This window comes from Glycomyces dulcitolivorans, assembly GCF_003265355.1.
In the GTDB taxonomy this organism is placed as follows: Bacteria; Actinomycetota; Actinomycetes; order Mycobacteriales; family Micromonosporaceae; genus Glycomyces; species Glycomyces dulcitolivorans.
Window position 1 is genome coordinate 5482 of sequence record NZ_QFRW01000069.1, and the last position, 18446, is coordinate 23927.

Genomic DNA, 18446 nt, shown 5'->3' on the forward strand with positions numbered 1-18446 from the left:
CGACGGCGGCGCGGCGGCCCAGCAGCGCGGTGGCGCTGGCGAGCAGGCCGATGACCGCGACCACGGTCACCATGTAGAGGCCGGGCCGGTACTGGTCGAGGTTGGTGGCGACGCCGCCGGAGATCAGGCCGGTGACGATCGCCAGGACGACCGCGCCGCCGATCTGGCCGGAGGTCTGGACCAGGCCGGAGGCCAGGCCCTGCTCGTCGTCCGAGATGCCTTCGGTGGCCTGCACCATGACCGCGGAGAAGCCGATGGCGAAACCGAGGCCCAGCAGCAGGAACGAGGGCAGGTAGTCGGCGAAGTAGTTCGGCTCGGGGTTGCCGCCGCGCAGGATGAACCACAAGTAGCCGAGGACGAACGAGGCGAGCGCGGCGATGATCATCGACTTGGTGCCGTAGCGGTCGATGAACCGGCCGGCGAGCGGCGACAGGATCGCGACGATGACCCCGGCGGGGGCCAGCGCGAGCGCCATCTGGATCGGCTCCCACTGGAGCGTGTTCTGGAGGTACAGGGACACGATCGTCTGGAAGCTGATGTAGGAGCCGAAGATCGCGAGCGCGGCCAGGTTGGCGCGGACGATCGACTTGACCTTGAAGATGCTCAGGCGCACCAGCGGGTGGGCGACCTTGTTCTCGACGATGAAGAACGCGCCGAGGAGGACCACCGCGGCCGCGGTCGTGGCGGTGACGAGCGGCGTGAAGCCGGTCTCGGGGACCGTGACGATCGTGTAGACCGCGGCGAGCATGCCGCCGGTGAGGGTGGTGGCGCCGAGGAAGTCGATGTGCCCCTTCTCGCGCTCGGCGTTCTTGGGGACCACGACGAACGCGGCGACGAGGACGGCGGCGACCACGGCGACCGGCGCGAAGAACGTCAGGCGCCAGTCGACGCTGGTGAGCAGGCCGGAGGCGATGAGGCCGGAGGCGTACCCGGTGGCGCCGAAGACCGTGAAGATCGACAGGGCCTTGTTGCGGTCGTGGCCTTCCTTGAAGGTGGTGGTGATGATCGACAGGGCGGCCGGGGCGGTGAAGGCGGCGGCCACGCCCTTGACGATGCGGGAGGCGATGAGGAGGCCCTCGTGCTCGACCAGGCCGCCGATCAGCGACGCGGCGCCGAAGACGACGAGCGCGGTGAGGAAGACCTGGCGGCGTCCCAGCAGGTCGGCCATGCGTCCGCCGAGGAGGAGCAGGCCGCCGTAACCGAGGATGTAGCCGTTGACGATCCACTGGAGCGACGAGGTCTCCAGGCCGAGTTCCGCGCCGATCGACGGGAGCGCGACGCCGACCATGGAGACGTCGAGCGCGTCGAGGAACATCGCGAGGCCGGCCACGAAGAGGACGGCCCAGAGCTTTGGTCCCCATCGGCTCGGGGCATGTGAGGGGGTATCGACATCCTTCGAAGTGGTGGTGGCCTGCGGTTTCGGTTCGGTGATCGTCATGAGGAGAAACTTACATGCATGCGCATTGGATGTCAACGCATCAAATGCGTGGACATTAAATGTCTTGACATGGTAATCTCCAGGTCATGGAGGCCGTAGTAGACGAAGGCGTGTGCACGAAGTGGTCTGAAACACTGCGCGTGTACCACAACACATCGTGCGAACTCGAGAACGAGCTTCAGGACGGGCACGACCTGGGCCTGAGCGAGTTCGAGGTGCTCAAGATCCTCTCCCGCAGCTGCCTCAAGGGCGGCGGGAAGGCGAAGATGAAGGAGCTCGAAGGCGAGATGTACCTCAGCCAGAGCGCCCTCTCGCGCACCGTCACCCGCCTGGAGAAGGACGGCCTGGTCACCCGGGCGACCTGCGACTTCGACCGCCGGGCGAACTTCCTCATGATCACCCCGGCGGGCGTGGACCGCTTCGAGGCGGCCGAGCCGACCTACCGGGCCGTGCTGGTGCGCCACTTCGCCTGAACGGGGTTACCGCTCACCGGAGTTGCTGTTGTCAAGCCGTTGGGGCGCTTGTGCTCATGGGCGCTTTCGGACGGCATACCCCCTTGCGCCGTGACGGTCGGTAAGGTGAGGTGGAGAGCAGTCACAACCGATCCGGCATGGAGAGTGGATGTCATGACTCCCCCAGAGAACGACCGACCCGACGACGAGGACGGCGGCACCTTCAAGCTGAAGCCCGGCGCCGGCTCCCCGCCGCCGCCCGCGGCTCCGGCCCCCGAAGGGGACGAGTCCGGCCTCGACCGCACCATGAAGATCTCGCGCGCCGACGTCCAGCAGGGCACGCCGCCTCCGCCCCCCTCCCCGCTCGGCAACCCGACCGGCCCGGCCGACCCGCCCGGCGCCCCGTACGCCGAGACCACCGTCATGCCGCAGTCCGGCGGCTCCCAGACCGGGTTCCAGCCCGCGGGCACGCCCCCGCCGGCGCCGAACCCGCTCGGGTCCGGGCAGTTCCCGCAGACCGGCCCGCAGCAGTACGGCCAGCCGCAGGGCCAGCAGCCCGGCGCCTACCCGCCGCCCCCGCCGCAGGCGGGCTTCCCGCAGCCGCAGGCCACCGGCCCGGCCGGCGCCGCGCCTGAGGGCATCAAGCGCATCGGCCTGATGGTGCTCATCGCCGCGGGCGTGGGCCTCCTGGGCAACATCCTCGTCTTCGCCACGCTCGGCGGCTTCTACGTCGGCAGCGCCGTCTTCGGCATCCTGTTCGCCGCCGCGTGGGGCTGGTACGGCTGGGCCCTGCCGCAGGGCAAGATCACCTCGCCCGGCCTGCGCCTGACCGGCATCATCCTGGTCATGGTCGGCGCCGGGTTCTCGATCATCTCGCTGCTCAGCTCATTCGGCGCGTTCGCGCTGTTCGGCGGGCTCGGGGCGATCCTGCTCCTCCAGAGCCTCCTCATGGCCGGCGCGCTCGGCTACGCGTCCTTCATCTACCTCAAGGACGAGCAGGCCAAGGCGTACATCAAGGGCCCGCCGACCGCGCCCGCCGGCTACCCGCCGGCCGGGTACGGCCAGCAGCCCGGGTACGGCCAGCCCGGCGCCTACCAGCAGCAGCCGCCGCCCGGCTACGGGCAGCCGCAGGGCCAGCAGCCCGGCTACCCGCCGCCGCCCCCCGGCTACCAGCAGCCGGGCCAGCAGCAGCCGCCGCAGCCGCCCTACGGCCAGTAGGACTTCCAACCCCCGCCGGTCGCGACTAAGCTCACCCGTATGTGAACAGGCCGCGGCGCCATCGATCGCCACGAGCGACGACGGCGCCGCGGCCTCTGTACGAGGAGGTACACCTATGTCTGCATCCGGCGCGCCCATCCGCGTGGTCGTGGCGAAGGTCGGGCTCGACGGCCACGACCGCGGGGCGAAGGTCGTGGCGCGGGCGCTGCGGGACGCGGGCATGGAGGTCATCTACACCGGCCTGCACAACTCCCCCGAGCAGGTCGTCGCCACCGCCCTCGCCGAGGACGCCGACGCGATCGGCCTGAGCATCCTCTCCGGCGCCCACATGACCCTCTTCCCGCGGGTGCTGAAGCTCCTCGAAGAGAACGACGCCCGCGACATCGTCGTATTCGGCGGCGGCATCATTCCCGACGAGGACGCCGCGCAGTTGCGCGAAGCCGGAGTGGCGCAGATATTCGGCCCCGGCGCCTCGACCCAGGCCATCGCCGAATGGGTCCGCGGCCACGTGCCCTCACCCGATCAGGGCAGCCCCGCGGCCGTGTAACCGGCCTTTACCTGCGAAAACGCCCAGGGCAAAAAATTCTTCGAGGAGACCGTAACCGGGTCCCGCGGCCCTCGTTCTTATAAGTGTCGGACGCGGAAGCAAAGCCGCCGAAGACGCATCAGCAGTCGGCCGAAAGGCCGCCGGACAATAACGCAGCCGCTTCACCGGGAGTTCACTTCCGCAAGTGCCGGGTTATTGAGCTGTGCCACAAGCTGCCGATGCCCTGTCGATTGAGGGGTGGCGATAGGGCATCGTGCCTAAGGGAATCAAGCCATTGAGGGGTGGGCTTGGTTCCCGCTAAGGGGACCGGACGCCTGAGGGGTGCGTCCGGTCCCCGCCTCTTTCCCCGCCGCGCACGCCGGTCCCGGACCCGCCCCGCCGCGGATGTCGCACCCGCCTGGCATCGTTGAAACCGGGGGGTTCCCCACCCCGACACACCCGTCCCCGGGGGCCGCTCGACCTCACCGGCCCCTGCGCGTGACCGTGAAATCCTCGACCTCGTCACACCTGCCGCCCGCCGTAAGGCCCCGCCGTCCGCGCGGGGTTACCCTGCGATAACGGGCACCTGTACCTGCTCCCCCGTCCGCCGGACCCGGTTCGCCGAGACCGCGGCCCGCCCGGGCCCGGGCGGGGAGCCCCAGGCCGTCCGGTCAAAGAAGACTAGCTAGTGGAGCGGACTCTACAGTGGATCTGTACGAATACCAGGGCCGCGCACTGTTCGCCCGGCACGGAGTGCCGGTTCTGGACGGCGGCGTCGCCACCACCACACAGGAGGCCGTGGAGCTCGCCGAGCGCCTCGGCGACCGGGTGGTCGTCAAAGCGCAGGTGAAGGTCGGCGGACGCGGCAAGGCCGGCGGCGTCAAGCTCGCCGACACCGTGGACGAGGTGAACACCCACGCGACGAACATCCTGGGCATGGACATCAAGGGCCACACCGTCGAGAAGGTCATGCTGACGGTGACCGCCGACATCGACGAGGAGTACTACTTCTCGTACCTGCTGGACCGCGCGAACCGCACCTTCCTGTGCATCGCGTCGACCGCCGGCGGCATGGAGATCGAAGAGGTCGCCCACACCGCCCCCGAGAAGGTCGTGAAGCTCCCGATCGACGCCGGCGTCGGCGTCACCCCGGAGATCGCGGACGGCATCGTCACCCAGGCCGGCTTCCCCGAGGACCTCCGCGACCAGCTCGTGGACGTGTTCGTGAAGCTCTGGGGCGCCTTCGTCGCCGAGGACGCGACCCTCGTCGAGGTGAACCCGCTCGTGCGCACGCCCGAGGGCCGGGTCCTCGCGCTCGACGCGAAGGTCACCCTCGACGAGAACGCGGACTTCCGCCACCCCGACAACGCCGAGTTTGAGGACAAGTCCTCGGTCGACCCGCTGGAGCAGCGCGCCAAGGACTCCGGCCTCAACTACGTGAAGCTCGACGGCTCCGTCGGCATCATCGGCAACGGCGCCGGCCTCGTCATGTCCACCCTCGACGTCGTGTCGTACGCCGGGGAGAACCACGGCGGCGTCAAGCCCGCGAACTTCCTCGACATCGGCGGCGGCGCCTCGGCCGCGGTCATGGCGAACGGCCTCGAAGTGGTCCTGTCGGACCCGCAGGTCAAGAGCGTGTTCGTGAACATCTTCGGCGGCATCACCGCCTGCGACGAGGTCGCCCGCGGCATCCTCGGCGCCCTCCAGACGCTCGCCGACCGCGGCGAGGACGTCACCAAGCCGCTCGTCGCCCGCATCGACGGCAACAACGCCGAGGCGGGTCGCCAGATCCTCGCCGACGCGAACCACCCGCTCATCACCGTGGTCGAGACCATGGACGCCGCAGCCGACAAGGCCGCCGAGCTCGCACACAAGGGGGCCTAGGCAACATGGCAATCTTCCTCAACGAGACCTCGAAGGTCATCGTCCAGGGCATGACCGGCTCCGAGGGCATGAAGCACACCCGCCGCATGCTCAAGGCCGGCACCGAGATCGTCGGCGGCGTGAACCCGCGCAAGGCCGGCACCAAGGTCGACGTCGACGGCGTCAGCCTCCCGGTGTTCGCCTCCGTGCAGGAGGCCATCGCCGAGACCGGTGCGAACACCTCCGTCGTGTTCGTGCCCCCGGCGTTCTCCAAGGCCGCCGTGGTCGAGGCCATCGACGCCGAGATCGAGCTGGTCATCGTCATCACCGAGGGCATCCCGGTGCACGACTCCGTGACCTTCTGGAACTACGCCGAGTCCAAGGGCAACAAGACCCGCATCGTGGGCCCGAACTGCCCCGGCATCGCCAGCCCCGGCAAGTCGAACGCGGGCATCACCCCCGCCGACATCACCGGGACCGGCCCCATCGGCCTCGTCTCCAAGTCGGGCACGCTGACCTACCAGCTCATGTACGAGCTGCGCGACATCGGCTTCTCGACCTCCGTCGGCATCGGCGGCGACCCGGTCATCGGGACCACCCACATCGACTGCCTCAAGGCGTTCGAAGAGGACCCCGAGACCAAGGCGATCGTCATGATCGGCGAGATCGGCGGCGACGCCGAGGAGCGCGCGGCCGAGTACATCAAGAACCACGTGACCAAGCCGGTCGTCGGCTACATCGCGGGCTTCACCGCGCCCGAGGGCAAGACGATGGGCCACGCCGGCGCCATCATCTCGGGCTCGGCCGGCACCGCGGAGTCGAAGAAGGAGGCCCTTGAGGCCGCCGGCGTCAAGGTCGGGAAGACCCCGTCCGAGACCGCCCGCCTCATGCGCGAGGTCGTCGAGAACCTCTAAGCGGGGCAAAGCGAAAGGGGCCGGGCTGCGATGCAGCCCGGCCCCTTCTCCGCGCCTACGACTCCTCGATCCAGAAGTTGTCGTGGCGGGCGTAGAACGCCTGGCGCTCCTCGTCGGTGAGCTGCCCGATGGTCAGCAGGCCCTCGAAGTACTCCTCGCGCGGGGCGCCGGGGTGGAACATCAGCAGCATCGAGGCGGGCTCGCCGGACTCGTTGCGGAAGCCGTGGACGCCACCCTCGGGGACGTGCACGAAGTCGCCGGGCTCGTGGTCGACCCACTTGGCGCCGTTGAAGATCCGGACGGTCCCGGAGAGGATGTAGAAGGACTCCGAGATGGTGCGGTGGAAGTGCGGGTCGGGCCCGGAACGGGGCCCGCTGAAGTTCCACTGGTAGAGGCCGAACTGTCCGTTCGTGGTCGCGCCGGTCGCGAGGTAGTCGGCGGTGCCGCCGTTCGCGAAGAGGATGTCGGCCGGGGCCGAAGCGGGCCGGAACTGGGCGCTCATCTCGCCGTCGTCGCCGAAGTACCGCGGTTCTGGGTAGGACATGTCGTGCTCCTCGGTCTCGCGGCCGCGCACGGCCGCGAGCCGAGCCTACCTCCGGACCCGTCAGGGCCATCCGGCATATTGGGGTGGTACTAGCCGCACGGCAAGCGTGCGGCGGACCGAAGGGACCGGGGAATGAGCGAGACCGTGCTGTTCGAGAACGCGTCGGTGCTGGACACCGCGGCCGGGGCGATCGCGCCGGGGCAGCGGGTGCTGGTGCGCGGCGGGGAGATCGCCGCGGTCGGGCCGGACGTGGCGGCCCCGGAGGGCGCCGCGGCCGTGGACCTCGGCGGTAAGACGCTCATGCCGGGGCTCATCGACTGCCACGTGCACGTCAACGCCCACACCGCGGACCTGGCGGGCCTGGGCGACCAGTCACCCGCGTACGTCGCCGTCAAGGCCTCGATCGAGCTGCGGGAGATGCTCCACCGCGGGTTCACCACGGTGCGGGACCCCGGCGGGGCCGACTTCGGCATCCACGACGCCGTCGCCGAGGGGCTCATCGACGGGCCGCGGATCTTCTTCGGCGGCAAGGCGCTGTCGCAGACCGGCGGGCACGTCGACATGCGCCCGAGGGGGCGCAGCGTGAGCGACGACCACCAGTGCTGCCCGGACCTGGGGCTGGTGTGCGACGGGGTCGACGGCGTGCGCAAGGCCGCCCGCGAGCAGCTGCGCACCGGCGCGCACCACGTCAAGATCATGCTGTCGGGCGGCGTCGCCTCGCCGACCGACCGGATCGACTCGACCCAGTTCTCCCTCGACGAGATCCGCGCGATCGTCGACGAGGCCGAGGCCGCCAACCGGTACGTCGCCGGGCACGCCTACACCGCGCGGGCCATCAACCGGGGCCTGGAGGCGGGCGTGCGGTCGATCGAGCACGGCAACCTCCTCGACGAGTCCAGTGTGGAGCTGTTCCTTAAGCACGACGCGTTCCTGGTGCCCACCTTGGTGACCTACCACCGGATGGCGATCGAAGGGGCCGCGTACGGCCTCTCGGCGGCGAACCTCGCCAAGAACGAACTCGTCCTCGACGCCGGCCTCAAGGCGCTCGAACTGGCCCACGGCGCCGGCGTGAACCTCTGCTACGGGTCGGACCTGCTCGGCGGCATGCGCCGGAACCAGTTGGACGAGTTCACGATCCGCGGCGCGATCATCCCCGCCGCCGACGTCATCCGGTCCGCCACCGTCACGGCCGCAAGGCTGCTCGGCGAAGAGGGGCGCCTCGGGCAGGTCGCCCCCGGCGCGGCCGCGGACCTCCTCGTGGTCGACGGCGACCCCCTCGCCGACATCGCGGTCCTCGCCGACCCCGGGAAGAACCTGAAGCTCGTCATGCAGGGCGGCGACGTGAAACACGGCACACTCGCCTGAGGCCACCGGCCCGCACCTGCACCCGAGCGGACCGACCGCTTGCGACGCACTGGTAACTTTCGAAGCACCCCAGTACGACTCCCAGAGGACCGCGCATGAGCACACCCGATCCCTCCGGCATCGCCGACGCCATCGAGAAGGCGCTCCAGGTCGCGCGCGACGGCCAGCGCGCGCAGGACGAGGCCGGCGCCCAGACCGTCGAGGTCGAAGCGGCCGAAGGCATGATCAGGGTCTCCTCGACTCTCGCCGGGAAGGTCAAAGTGGACATCATCGACCCGCGGGCGGTGCGCCTCAGCAGGGAGTACCTGAGCGAGGAGATCACCACGGGCGTCAACGCGGCCCTCGACGCCGCCCGCGAGCAGGCTGGCATGCCCGGGGCCGTCGACCTCGCGGCGCTGACCGAGCAGGTCGAGGCCATCCAGCAGCAGTCGGTCAAGCAGCTCGGCTCGTTCATGAACAGCCTGGTCGAGTCCCAGCAGCGGATCGTCCAGGCCGCCTCCGACGCGAAGGGGACCGGCAGGTGAGCACCGTGCAGATCGACCCGGACGGGCTCGACGGGGCCGGCCAGGCCCTCGAAGCGGTCGCCGAGAGCTTCTTCTCGGCCGTGGACCGGTTCTCCTCCAGCATCGAAGGCGTCACCGCCGCATGCGGTTCGGACGAGATCGGCGGCCTCATCGAGCAGGCCCACACCGAGATCTTCGAATGGGCGAAGGAGTGCTTCCAGGAAGCGGCCCAAGGGATCGCCGACGCCGGGTACGACGTGCGCGACTTCGCCGCCCAGCACCTCGCCAACGACGAGGCGATCGCGCAGATCTTCTCCGGGCTCACCCCCGGCTCGGGCGGTGCCTGATGGGACTGAACCTGCCTTCCGGGCTGATCGAGTTCCTGGGGATGCTCGGCTACGACTACCCCCAGTCCGACGAGGCCCACCTCATGAACTTCGGCAACTCGTGGATGGACTTCAGCGGCGACCTCAGCGGTGTCGGCACCGCGGCCGCGACCGCCTCCGCGCAGGCGTGGACCGACCAGGCCGGCGAGGACATCGAGGCGTTCAAGACCTGGTGGGAGGGCGAGGACAGCCCCCGGAAGGTCATCGAGAACGGCGCGGTCGGCGCGATGGTCGCGGGCGTCGGCCTCATCATCTGCTCGATCATCGTGCTGTGCTTGAAGATCATGGTGATCGTGCAGCTGGTGATCCTGGCGGTCCAGATCGCCATGGCCATCGCCCAGGCCGCCGTCACCTTCGGCGCCTCACTGGTCCAGATCCCGATCTTCCAGCAGCTCGCCCGCACCGTCGTCGGCAACCTCCTCCAAGAGGCCGCCTTCAAACTCGTCGCATAGGAACCCTCACCCATGGCGAAGAAGAAGCCGTCCGGCGGCGCGAACCCCGTCAAGCTGGCCGCGAAGTTCCTCGACAAGTTCAAGGCTCGCCCTGGACGTGGCAGCCAAATGCGCGGCCGGGAGCTCAACCACCAGCAGCGCGGCGAGATCAAGACCGACCGCAACACCGGTGAGCGCTACGGTTCGGGCTACCACCACCGTCCCGGCGGCCAAGACCACGACGGCCGCCGCACCACCGACATGACCGACAAGCACCCGAACGGCACCTATTCGGGGAAGGTCGAGTTCAAGAACGGCAGCCCGCCGCCCGAGTACATCCCGAAGCAGGGCGACGGCACCAGCGCGTTCTTCCCCGACGACTGGCCCGCCGACAAGGTCGACCGGGCAACGTCGGAGGCGTTCGAAGGCGCCAGGAAGAATGCCGACGACGGTACTTGGAGCGGCAGTTATACCGACTCGAACGGCCAGGTCGTGAAGATCAGCGGCTGGTACGATCCGAAAACCGGCGACATCGGGCACGGTTATCCGAGCTTCGAGCAGTGATCGAAAGGGATGCAATGCGAATCGGTCTGGACGAGACGGGCTCGATCGACGTCGAATACGGCGAGGACAAGCGCTACGTCGAATTCGGCGCATTCCTGAAACTGGACGTCAACTACAGCTTCGCGCGGTGCCTCGACGCGCTCCAGATGTTCGACGACGTCGCGACGGGCCGCTCAGCCCGCGAGGTCTACTCGGCCGAGGTCCACCAGGCCGTGATCGAGAAGCCGACCGTCCGCATCCAGCACCTGTTCCTCGACGACCGCCGCGCCGAAGTGCCGTTCGAGGCCGCGCTCAAGGCCCTTGAGGAGTGGGCGGTGCTGCTGTTCGCGAGGCCGCTCTCGCCGGGCACGGTCCAGGTCTACCGGCCCGACCTCTCCCGCATCGACGCCGCACTGCACCTGTGGGAGGCCACTTGGGAACGGCGCCACCCGTACCGGGGGCGGCTCGGCATCCCGGCGCAGGTCGCCGAATAGCGAACGCGAAAGGCGCGGAAGGCATTCGCCTTCCGCGCCTTCGGCGTTCGATCAGAGATCGCTGCGCCCTCGTTCGATCAAAGATCGAAGTGGCAGGCCACCTTGTGCCCGGCTTCGGTCTCGCGCCACTCCGGCTCCACCTCGGCGCAGATGTCCTGCGCCCAGGGGCAGCGGGTGCGGAAGCGGCAGCCCGAGGGCGGGTTGGCCGGGGACGGCAGGTCGCCCTTGAGGATGATGCGCTCGCGGGTGGCCTCCTTCTCCGGGTCCGGTTGCGGCACCGCGGAAAGCAGGGCCTTCGTGTACGGGTGCTGCGGGTTCTCGTAGATCGACTCGGAGTCGGCCTCCTCGACCAGCTTGCCCAGGTACATGACCCCGACCCGGTCCGACAGGTGCCGGACCACGGCGAGGTCGTGCGCGATCACCAGGTAGGTGAGCCCGAACTCGTCCTGGAGCTCGTCGAGCAGGTTCATCACCTGCGCCTGGATCGACACGTCGAGCGCGGAGACCGGCTCGTCGCACACGATCAGGTCCGGGCGCAGCATGAGCGCCCGCGCGATGCCGAGGCGCTGGCGCTGGCCGCCCGAGAACTCGTGCGGGAAGCGCTCCAGCACGGTCTTGGGCAGGCCGACCGCGTCGAGGGTCTCGATCGCGAGCTTGCGGCGCTCCTCCTTCGAGCCGACGCCGTGGACCTTGAGCGGCTCCGACAGGAGCATGTCCACGTTGTGGCGCGGGTTGAGCGAGCCGAGCGGGTCCTGGAAGACCATCTGCATGCGGGAGCGGAACTTCCGCAGCTTCTCGCCCTTGAGGGCCGTCACGTCGTCGCCGCCGAGGGTCACCCGGCCGGCAGTCGGCTCCTCCAGCCGCAGCACGGCCCGCCCGAAGGTGGTCTTGCCGCAACCGGACTCGCCCACCAGGCCGTACGTGCCGCCCTGCGGGACCTTCAGACCCACGCCGTCCACGGCGCGGACGGCCCCGACCGTGCGCTCCACGACCACGCCGCGGCGGATCGGGAAGTGCACCTTCAGGTCCTCGACTTCGAGCAGCGCGGGCCCCGCGTCAGGCGATTGCGCCTGCGGTGCTTCGTCTTGCGGCTCAGTGCTCATGCGATCTCCTCGGCCAGGACGCAGCGGTGGGCGTGCAGCGACCCGACCAGCGCGGGCTCGCCCTCGACGCACGCCTCGGCGACGCGGTCGCACCGGGGCGCGAACGCGCAGCCGTCCCGCCAGCGGATGACGTCGGCGATCGAGCCGCGGATCGGCGTCAGCGGCTCGTGGATCGGCAGGTCCAGCTTCGGGATCGACCCGAGCAGCCCGATCGTGTAAGGGTGCGTGGGCCGCGCGAACAGCTCCCGCACCGGCGCCGACTCGACCACGCGCCCCGAGTAGAGCACGTTCACCGAGTCGCACATGCCCGCCACGACCCCGAGGTCGTGCGTGATCATGAGCAGCGCGGTGCCCTCGTGGTCGACGAGGTCCTTGAGCAGCTCCAGGATCTGCGCCTGGATCGTCACGTCGAGCGCGGTCGTCGGCTCGTCGGCGATCAGGAGCCTCGGAGCGCACGCGACCGCGATCGCGATGAGCACGCGCTGGCGCATGCCGCCCGAGAGCTGGTGCGGGTACTCCTTGAGGCGCCGCGTCGGGTCGGGGATGCCGACCCGGTCCAGGAGGTTCGCGGCCTCCTGGTTCGCCTTGGCGCCCTTGAGGCCCCGGTGGCGCTCCAGGACCTCCGTGATCTGCCTGCCTACGGGTACGACCGGATTGAGGCTCGACAGCGGGTCCTGGAAGACCATGGCGATGTCCTTGCCGCGGCGCCGGCGCATCGCCGACGGCGTGAGCGTCAACAGGTCGGTGCCGTCGAAGACGGCCCGCCCGCTGACGTCGGCGCCGCCGCCCCTGGAGCGACCGCCGGTCGCGGGGACGGCCTGCGGTGCGGCGACGGCGGCCTTGACAACGCCGCCGGCGGGCTCGGCCGCGGCGACCTGGACCGGCTGCTTCGAGCGCTTGGGACCGCGCCCCTTCGGCAGCAGGCCCATGACGGCGAGGCTGGTGACGGACTTGCCGCACCCGGACTCGCCGACCAGGCCGACGATCTTGCCCTCCTCCACGGTGAAGGAGACGCCGTCGACGGCGGTGGAGTTGCCGAACGCGACCCGCAGGTCCTCTACTTCGAGCAGTGCCACTACTCCTGCCTCCTCAGCCTCGGGTCGAGCGATTCGCGCATGGCCTCGCCGAGGAGGGTGAAGCCGAGGGCGGTGACGATGATGCCGACCGCCGGGTAGATCGCGAGCTGCGGTGCGCCCGAGAGGAACCGCTGCGCGTCGGCGAGCATGGTCCCCCACTCCGGGCTGCCCGGGTCCGGGTTCCCCAGGCCCAGGTACGACAGGGCCGCGGCCTCGATGATCGCGGTCGCGAGCACGAGCGTGGCCTGGACGATGACCGGCCCTAGCGAGTTCGGCAGGATGTGCGACACCACGATCCGGCCCTTGGGGACGCCCAGGGAGATCGCGGCCAGCACGTAGTCCGAGTGCGCCTGCGCCAGCATCGAACCGCGCAGCAGCCGCGCGAAGATCGGGATCTGCGCGACCCCGACCGCGATCATGACGGTGCTCAGCGACGGCCCCAGCAGCGCCGCGACGCTCAGCGCCAGCAGCAGCATCGGGATCGCCAGCGCGACGTCCACGGTCCGCATGATGACGGCCTCGACGCGCTCGCCCCACCGGCCCCCGAAGGTGCCCGCCGCGGCGGCCACGCCGCCGAGCGCGGCGCCCGCGACGAAGCCGATGAGCGTCGCGACGATGCCGACCAGGAGCGTCTGCCGGGCCCCGACGATCATGCGCGAGAACATGTCCCGGCCCAGGTGGTCCAGGCCGAACCAGTTCTCCGCGCGCGGCCCCGGGAAGATGTTCCGGTTGAGGAACACCTCCTTGCCCCAGGTCTGCGCGGTCGGGTCGTACGGGGCGATGAACGGCCCCAGGACCGCCACCACCACGAACAGGCCGACGATGACGCCGCCCGTGACGGCCATCGGCGAGCGCTTGAGCCGCCGCAGCGACTGCCGCAGCAGCGAACCGGTCTGGGCCTCGCGGGCCGAGACGCTCGCCTCGATGAGCCGGTCGAGCTTTTCGATCCGGGCGATTGTCATGACCGCACCCGCACTCTCGGGTCGAGGAGGCCGTAGGACAGGTCCACCAGCAGGTTGATCACCACGTAGAACACGGCGATCACCAGGATGAAGCCCATGAGCGCCGGATAGTCGCGCTCGGTCGTCGCCTGGTACACGAAGGACCCGATGCCGCCGAAGGAGAACACGGACTCGGTGAGCACCGCGCCCGCGAACAGGCTGCCCAGGAGCAGGCCGATGATCGTCGCGATCGGCAGCATCGCGTTGCGCATGACGTGCCGGCCGCGGATCACCGACGGCTTGAGGCCCTTGGCGTCCGCGGTCCGCACGTAGTCCTCCCCGACGACGTCGAGGACGCTCGCGCGCGTGATCCGCACGATGACCGCCAGCGGGATCGACGACAGCGCGATCGCGGGCAGCACCAGGTGCACCACCGCGTCCCACGCCACGTCGAACTCGCCCGTGATCAGCCCGTCGAAGACCCTCAGGCCCGTGACCTCCGTATAGGTCGAGCCGGCCGAGAGGCGGAACGTGGTCGGCAGCAGACCCAGCTCCTGCGCGAACACCACCTTCAGCATGGCCGCGAGGAAGAAGATCGGGATGCACGTGCCCAGGAGCGACCCGGAGACGGCGGCGAAGTCCAGCCACGTCCCGCGGCGCTTCGCCGCGAGGTAGCCGAGCGGGATGCCGAGGCCGACGGCGATGAGCATCGCGGCCAACGACAGTTCGATGGTGGCGGGCAGCCGGTCGGCCAGCTCCGTCGCGATGGGCCGCCCGCTCGACAGCGAACTGCCGAAGTCGAGGCGGACGGCCCGTCCGACGAAGTCGGCGTACTGGGCCCAGATGGGCTCGTCGAGCCCCAGGGAGGCCCGCAGCGCCTCCCGCTGCTGGTCCGTGGCGTTCTCGGGGAGCAGCATGTTCTCGGGTCCGCCCGGGAGGGCCTTGAACCACGCGAACAGCAGCAGAGTGAGTCCCAAGAGGGCCACGGCCAGTTGCAGGAGGCGCTTAACGGTGTATCGCAGCATGTTCCGCTGTGAATTGTCTGGTTACGAACCGGTGGTGAAGGAGACCTGCGAGAAGTCCTCCCGCGTCAGCGGGGAGACGTCCGGCGGGTACACGTTCGGGGCGAAGGCGATCGACGGCGGCGAGGACGAGATCGGCAGACCCGGCAGCTCCTCCATCACGGTCTCGTTCGCGGTCTTCCACAGGTCGACGCGGGCGGCCGCGTCGGGCTCGGTGTTGGCGGCCGCGATCGTGTCGAAGACCTCCTGGTTGTCGAAGCCCCACTCGGTCGAGGGGGCCGCGAACCACGTGCCCAGGAAGTTGTACGGGTCGGCGAAGTCGCCGGTCCAGCCGAGCAGGTACAGCGGGCACTCGCCGGAGCGGGTGGTCGGGATGTACTCGACCCAGGTGATCGGACGGGCCTCGACCGTGACGCCGGCGGCCTCCAGGTCGGACGCGATGATGTCGAAGATGTCCTTCGGCGCCGGCATGTACGGCCGGGTCACGTCGGTCGGGTAGCAGAACGTGAGGGTCAGGTCCTCCTGGCCGGCTTCGGCGAGGAGCTCCTTGGCCTTCTCGGTGTCGTAGTCGTAGGTCGCGACGTCCTCCGAGTAGCCCTCCAGGCTCGGGGGCATGAACTGGGTCGCGACCATGCCGCCGGCGGGGAGCACCGAGTCGACGATGCGCTGGCGGTCGACGGCGTAGGAGAGCGCCTCGCGGACCGCGTGGTCCTCAAGGGGCGCATGGCCCTGCGTGTACGCGAGGTACAGCAGGTTGAAGACGCCGCGGATCGGGACCTGGTAGCCCGCGTCGATGAGCGCCTGCGCGTCGGCGGGGGCGGCGAGGTCGTAGCCGTGGATGTCGCCGGCCTCAAGGGCCTGGCGGCGGGCGGTCTCGTCCGAGATCGTCTTGAAGATGATGGTCTTGACGTGCGCGGGCTCGCCCCAGTACTCGTCGTTGCGGACGAGGGTGACTTCCTGCTCGCTGTGGTTCCAGTCCTGGAGCTTGTAGGGCCCGGTGCCGGCGAGGGTGCCGACGGTCTGGGTGTACTCCGGCAGCGGCGAGTCGGCCGCGGGGATCTCGACGTCGGCGACGGCCGCGATCGAGTCCGGGCTGATGATCGACAGCGATTCGAGCGTGAACGCGCCCGGGAAGCTCGACGTGTAGTGGCTGATCTTGATGGTCGCGGTCAGGCCGTCGGCCTCGCAGCCCTCGAAGATCGACTCGGCCTCGACGCCCATCGCCGGGTCGTTCTCGGCGAAGCCGCCGAAGACCGACGAGTAGTAGTAGGTGAAGTTCGGGGACTGGAAGCCGCCCTTGAAGTTCGCCCACCGGTCGAAGTTCGCGCAGACCGCGGCGCCGTCGAGTGCGGCCCCGTCGTGGAAGGTCACGCCTTCACGCAGGTGGAACGTCCACTCCGTCCCTTCCTCGTTCTGCTCGAACGACTCGGCGAGGCCCGGCACGGTGTCGGTGCAGTCGGCGTCCAGGAGCGTGTCGAAGACCTGGCGGTTGACGCGGAAGGTCTCGCCGTCGGAGGCGAGGATCGGGTCCAGGCTGGTGGGGTCGCCGGGGGTCCCGAAGACGAACGGCTGCGACTCGTTGGCCGCCTCGTCGATCTGGGGATCGCCGTCGGTCCGCTCCGGGCAGGAGAAGTCGAAGTCCTCGGCGGTGTCGGCGTCGCCGCCGGTGTCGCCGTCGGATCCGCAGGCAGTGAACAGGCCCACTGCCATGGCGGCGCCTGCCGCTGCGGCGAGGGCGCGCCTGACTGGGGTTGGGGACGTGCGCATAGGTAGTCTCACCCGTCGGTCGTTGGGTATTCGGAGGTTTCTACAGAGTATGGCGTCGTGAGTTACGCCACCGTTAAGCGTTATTGAACCGTGATTCGATCGACGGCTATTGTTACCGAAGTGGTCGAAACCATCGCCCTCCGTGCTAGGCGGCGGTGAAGTAGACCTGGGAGAAGTCCTCGCGGGTCATCGGCGAGACGTCCGGCGGGTACACGTTGGGCGCGAACGCGATCGACGGCGGCGACGAGGACAGCGGCAGTCCGGGGAGCTCGTCCATGATCAGCTCGTTCGCGGTCTGCCACAGTTCGGTGCGCTTCGCGGCGTCCGGCTCGGTGTTCGCGGCTGCGACGGCGTCGAAGACCTCCTGGTCGGTGAAGCCCCACTCGCTGCTCTCCCTGGCGAACCAGTTCCCGAGGAAGTTGTTCGGGTCGGCGTAGTCGCCGGTCCAGCCGATGATGTAGACCGGGCATTCGCCTGCGCGCGTGGCGGTCAGGTAGTCGACCCAGGTGATCGGCTTCGCCTCGACGGTGACGCCCGCGGCCTCCAGGTCGGAGGTGATCATGTCGAAGATGTCCTTCGGGGCGGGCATGTACGGGCGGGTCACGTCGGTCGGGTAGCAGAAGGTCAGTGTCAGGTCCTCGGCTCCGGCTTCGGCGAGCAGGTCCTTCGACTTGTCGGTGTCGTAGTCGAACCGGGCGACGTCCTCGGACCAGCCTTCGAGGCTCGGCGGGATGAACTGGGTCGCGACGGAGCCGCCGGGCGGCAGGATCGAGTCGACCAGGCGCTGCCGGTCGACCGCGTGCGCGAGCGCCTCGCGGACCCGGTGGTCGTCGAGGGGCGCGTACTCCTGCTGGAACGCCATGTAGAGGACGTTGAAGACGCCGCGGGTGGGGACCTGGAACCCGGCGTCGAGGAGCGGCTGGACGTCGGCGGGCGCGGCCAGGTCGTAGCCCTGGATGTCGCCGGCCTCCAGGGCCTGGCGGCGGGCGGTCTCGTCGGGGATGGTGCTGAAGATCAGGGTCTTGACCCCGGCCTTGTCGCCCCAGTAACTCTCGTTGCGGGTCAGGGTGACCGCGCCTGCCGCGTGGTCCCATTCGGTGAGCTCGTACGGGCCGGTCCCGGCGAGGACGCCGACCTCCTGCGTGTAGGCGGGCAGGGGGTCCTCGGCGCCGTCGACGGCCACGTCGGCGACCGCCTCGATCGACTTCGGGCTGACGATGGCGAGGGCCCGGAGGGTGAAGACGCCGGGGAAGCTGGAGGTGTAGCGGCTCAGGCTGATCGTCGCGGTCAGGCCGTCGGCCTCGCAGCCCTCGTAGATGGACTCGGTCTCGATGCCGATGGCCGGGTCGTTCTCGGCGAAGCCGCCGAAGGCCGCGGAGTAGTAGTAGGTGAAGTTCGGGGACTGGTAGCCGCCCTTGAAGTTCGCCCAGCGGTCGAAGTTGGCGCAGACGGCGGCGCCGTCGAGGGCCGCGCCGTCGTGGAAGACGACGCCTTCGCGGAGGTGGAAGGTCCACTGCGTGCCGTCCTCGTTCTGCTCCCAGGACTCGGCGAGGCCCGGGGACGGGGTGGTGCAGTCGACGTCGAGCAGCGACTCGTAGACCTGGTTGGTGACGCGGAAGGTCTCGCCGTCGCGGGCGAACACCGGGTCCATCGTGGAGGGATCGCCGGGGGTGCCGAAGACGAACGGGGTCGACTCGTTCGCGGCGGCGTCCGCTTCGGGGGCGCCGTCGGTGCGCTCGGGGCAGGAGAAGTCGAAGTCCTCGGCGCTCTGCGCCTCTTCGGCACTGCCGCCGTCGGAGCCGCAGGCGGCGAGCGCGGACAGGCCCAGGACGGCCGCGGCGGCCGCGCCGACGGCGCGCC

Annotated in this window: 19 protein-coding genes; 11 read left to right on the forward strand and 8 right to left on the reverse strand. The window is 69.7% G+C overall.

Translation table 11 applies throughout. The annotated features are described in order from the left end of the window. On the reverse strand, positions 1–1438 hold a 1438-nt coding region (locus DI269_RS05430; protein WP_112134115.1), incomplete at its 3' end, for an MFS transporter. Between the two features lie 86 nt (positions 1439–1524). Here DI269_RS05430 and DI269_RS05435 point away from each other — a divergent pair. The 5 genes from DI269_RS05435 (at position 1525) to sucD (ending at position 6411) form a co-directional block, all read left to right on the forward strand. Beyond that, positions 1525–1911 (forward strand): MarR family winged helix-turn-helix transcriptional regulator, encoded by a 387-nt coding sequence (locus tag DI269_RS05435; protein WP_112134099.1) that lies wholly within the window; start codon positions 1525–1527, stop codon positions 1909–1911. A 153-nt stretch (positions 1912–2064) separates the two neighbouring features. Further along, positions 2065–3108, forward strand: coding sequence for a hypothetical protein (locus tag DI269_RS05440; protein ID WP_112134100.1), 1044 nt, complete (start codon positions 2065–2067; stop codon positions 3106–3108). A gap of 115 nt (positions 3109–3223) precedes the next feature. Next, positions 3224–3655 (forward strand): cobalamin B12-binding domain-containing protein, encoded by a 432-nt coding sequence (locus DI269_RS05445; RefSeq protein WP_112134101.1) that lies wholly within the window; start codon positions 3224–3226, stop codon positions 3653–3655. Positions 3656–4339: 684 nt separating this feature from the next. Then, entirely contained in the window at positions 4340–5518 is a 1179-nt protein-coding gene (gene sucC, locus DI269_RS05450) for an ADP-forming succinate--CoA ligase subunit beta (protein ID WP_112134102.1), read from the forward strand. 5 nt (positions 5519–5523) lie between these two features. After that, positions 5524–6411, forward strand: a complete 888-nt coding sequence (gene sucD / locus DI269_RS05455) for a succinate--CoA ligase subunit alpha (RefSeq protein ID WP_112134103.1) — start codon at positions 5524–5526, stop codon at positions 6409–6411. Positions 6412–6466: 55 nt separating this feature from the next. Here sucD and DI269_RS05460 read toward each other — a convergent pair whose 3' ends face one another. Continuing rightward, positions 6467–6955 carry a cupin domain-containing protein gene (locus tag DI269_RS05460; RefSeq protein WP_112134116.1) on the reverse strand — a complete coding sequence of 163 codons (489 nt, stop codon included), beginning with the start codon at positions 6953–6955 and terminating at the stop codon, positions 6467–6469. A 132-nt stretch (positions 6956–7087) separates the two neighbouring features. Between DI269_RS05460 and DI269_RS05465 the strand changes: the two genes are divergently transcribed. From DI269_RS05465 to DI269_RS05490, 6 genes are all read left to right on the forward strand, one after another. Beyond that, complete coding sequence (locus DI269_RS05465; RefSeq protein WP_112134104.1) at positions 7088–8320, forward strand: metal-dependent hydrolase family protein; 1233 nt, start codon at positions 7088–7090, stop codon at positions 8318–8320. A 95-nt stretch (positions 8321–8415) separates the two neighbouring features. Beyond that, entirely contained in the window at positions 8416–8844 is a 429-nt protein-coding gene (locus DI269_RS05470) for a YbaB/EbfC family nucleoid-associated protein (protein ID WP_112134105.1), read from the forward strand. Further along, a complete protein-coding gene (locus DI269_RS05475) occupies positions 8841–9170 on the forward strand; it encodes a hypothetical protein (RefSeq protein ID WP_112134106.1) in 330 nt (109 codons plus the stop codon). The genes DI269_RS05470 and DI269_RS05475 overlap by 4 nt, the downstream gene beginning before the upstream one ends. Further along, positions 9170–9661 (forward strand): WXG100-like domain-containing protein, encoded by a 492-nt coding sequence (locus DI269_RS05480; RefSeq protein WP_112134107.1) that lies wholly within the window; start codon positions 9170–9172, stop codon positions 9659–9661. Before DI269_RS05475 ends, DI269_RS05480 begins: the two co-directional genes overlap by 1 nt. A gap of 12 nt (positions 9662–9673) precedes the next feature. Then, positions 9674–10204 carry an EndoU domain-containing protein gene (locus DI269_RS05485; protein WP_112134108.1) on the forward strand — a complete coding sequence of 177 codons (531 nt, stop codon included), beginning with the start codon at positions 9674–9676 and terminating at the stop codon, positions 10202–10204. Between the two features lie 14 nt (positions 10205–10218). Continuing rightward, a complete protein-coding gene (locus tag DI269_RS05490) occupies positions 10219–10677 on the forward strand; it encodes a hypothetical protein (protein WP_112134109.1) in 459 nt (152 codons plus the stop codon). A 77-nt stretch (positions 10678–10754) separates the two neighbouring features. Here the strand turns inward: DI269_RS05490 and DI269_RS05495 are convergent, their stop codons facing one another. The 6 genes from DI269_RS05495 to DI269_RS05520 all read right to left on the reverse strand — a co-directional run. After that, on the reverse strand, positions 10755–11780 hold the full coding sequence (locus DI269_RS05495; protein WP_112134110.1) for an ABC transporter ATP-binding protein: 1026 nt from the start codon (positions 11778–11780) through the stop codon (positions 10755–10757). Beyond that, a complete protein-coding gene (locus tag DI269_RS05500; RefSeq protein ID WP_112134111.1) occupies positions 11777–12856 on the reverse strand; it encodes an ABC transporter ATP-binding protein in 1080 nt (359 codons plus the stop codon). Before DI269_RS05500 ends, DI269_RS05495 begins: the two co-directional genes overlap by 4 nt. Beyond that, positions 12856–13818, reverse strand: a complete 963-nt coding sequence (locus DI269_RS05505; protein ID WP_112134112.1) for an ABC transporter permease — start codon at positions 13816–13818, stop codon at positions 12856–12858. Before DI269_RS05505 ends, DI269_RS05500 begins: the two co-directional genes overlap by 1 nt. Then, the gene (locus tag DI269_RS05510; RefSeq protein ID WP_112134113.1) at positions 13815–14822 is read right to left on the reverse strand and encodes an ABC transporter permease; all 1008 of its coding nucleotides are present in this window, start codon (positions 14820–14822) and stop codon (positions 13815–13817) included. Before DI269_RS05510 ends, DI269_RS05505 begins: the two co-directional genes overlap by 4 nt. A 21-nt stretch (positions 14823–14843) precedes the next feature. Then, positions 14844–16586, reverse strand: a complete 1743-nt coding sequence (locus tag DI269_RS05515) for an ABC transporter substrate-binding protein (RefSeq protein WP_408612268.1) — start codon at positions 16584–16586, stop codon at positions 14844–14846. A gap of 145 nt (positions 16587–16731) precedes the next feature. Beyond that, positions 16732–18446 (reverse strand): ABC transporter substrate-binding protein (locus DI269_RS05520; protein ID WP_198667178.1); only part of this gene is annotated, 1715 nt, incomplete at its 5' end.

What these genes read in the sequence shown, in the direction of transcription:
- DI269_RS05510 (WP_112134113.1), bottom strand. Translation starts at nt 14,822, where the DNA reads ATGCTGCGATACACCGTTAAGCGCCTCCTGCAACTGGCCGTGGCCCTC.
- DI269_RS05515 (WP_408612268.1), bottom strand. Translation starts at nt 16,586, where the DNA reads ATGCGCACGTCCCCAACCCCAGTCAGGCGCGCCCTCGCCGCAGCGGCA.
- DI269_RS05435 (WP_112134099.1), top strand. Translation starts at nt 1,525, where the DNA reads ATGGAGGCCGTAGTAGACGAAGGCGTGTGCACGAAGTGGTCTGAAACA.
- DI269_RS05490 (WP_112134109.1), top strand. Translation starts at nt 10,219, where the DNA reads ATGCGAATCGGTCTGGACGAGACGGGCTCGATCGACGTCGAATACGGC.
- DI269_RS05440 (WP_112134100.1), top strand. Translation starts at nt 2,065, where the DNA reads ATGACTCCCCCAGAGAACGACCGACCCGACGACGAGGACGGCGGCACC.
- DI269_RS05480 (WP_112134107.1), top strand. Translation starts at nt 9,170, where the DNA reads ATGGGACTGAACCTGCCTTCCGGGCTGATCGAGTTCCTGGGGATGCTC.
- sucD (WP_112134103.1), top strand. Translation starts at nt 5,524, where the DNA reads ATGGCAATCTTCCTCAACGAGACCTCGAAGGTCATCGTCCAGGGCATG.
- DI269_RS05445 (WP_112134101.1), top strand. Translation starts at nt 3,224, where the DNA reads ATGTCTGCATCCGGCGCGCCCATCCGCGTGGTCGTGGCGAAGGTCGGG.
- DI269_RS05465 (WP_112134104.1), top strand. Translation starts at nt 7,088, where the DNA reads ATGAGCGAGACCGTGCTGTTCGAGAACGCGTCGGTGCTGGACACCGCG.
- DI269_RS05485 (WP_112134108.1), top strand. Translation starts at nt 9,674, where the DNA reads ATGGCGAAGAAGAAGCCGTCCGGCGGCGCGAACCCCGTCAAGCTGGCC.
- DI269_RS05470 (WP_112134105.1), top strand. Translation starts at nt 8,416, where the DNA reads ATGAGCACACCCGATCCCTCCGGCATCGCCGACGCCATCGAGAAGGCG.
- DI269_RS05505 (WP_112134112.1), bottom strand. Translation starts at nt 13,818, where the DNA reads ATGACAATCGCCCGGATCGAAAAGCTCGACCGGCTCATCGAGGCGAGC.
- DI269_RS05460 (WP_112134116.1), bottom strand. Translation starts at nt 6,955, where the DNA reads ATGTCCTACCCAGAACCGCGGTACTTCGGCGACGACGGCGAGATGAGC.
- DI269_RS05495 (WP_112134110.1), bottom strand. Translation starts at nt 11,780, where the DNA reads ATGAGCACTGAGCCGCAAGACGAAGCACCGCAGGCGCAATCGCCTGAC.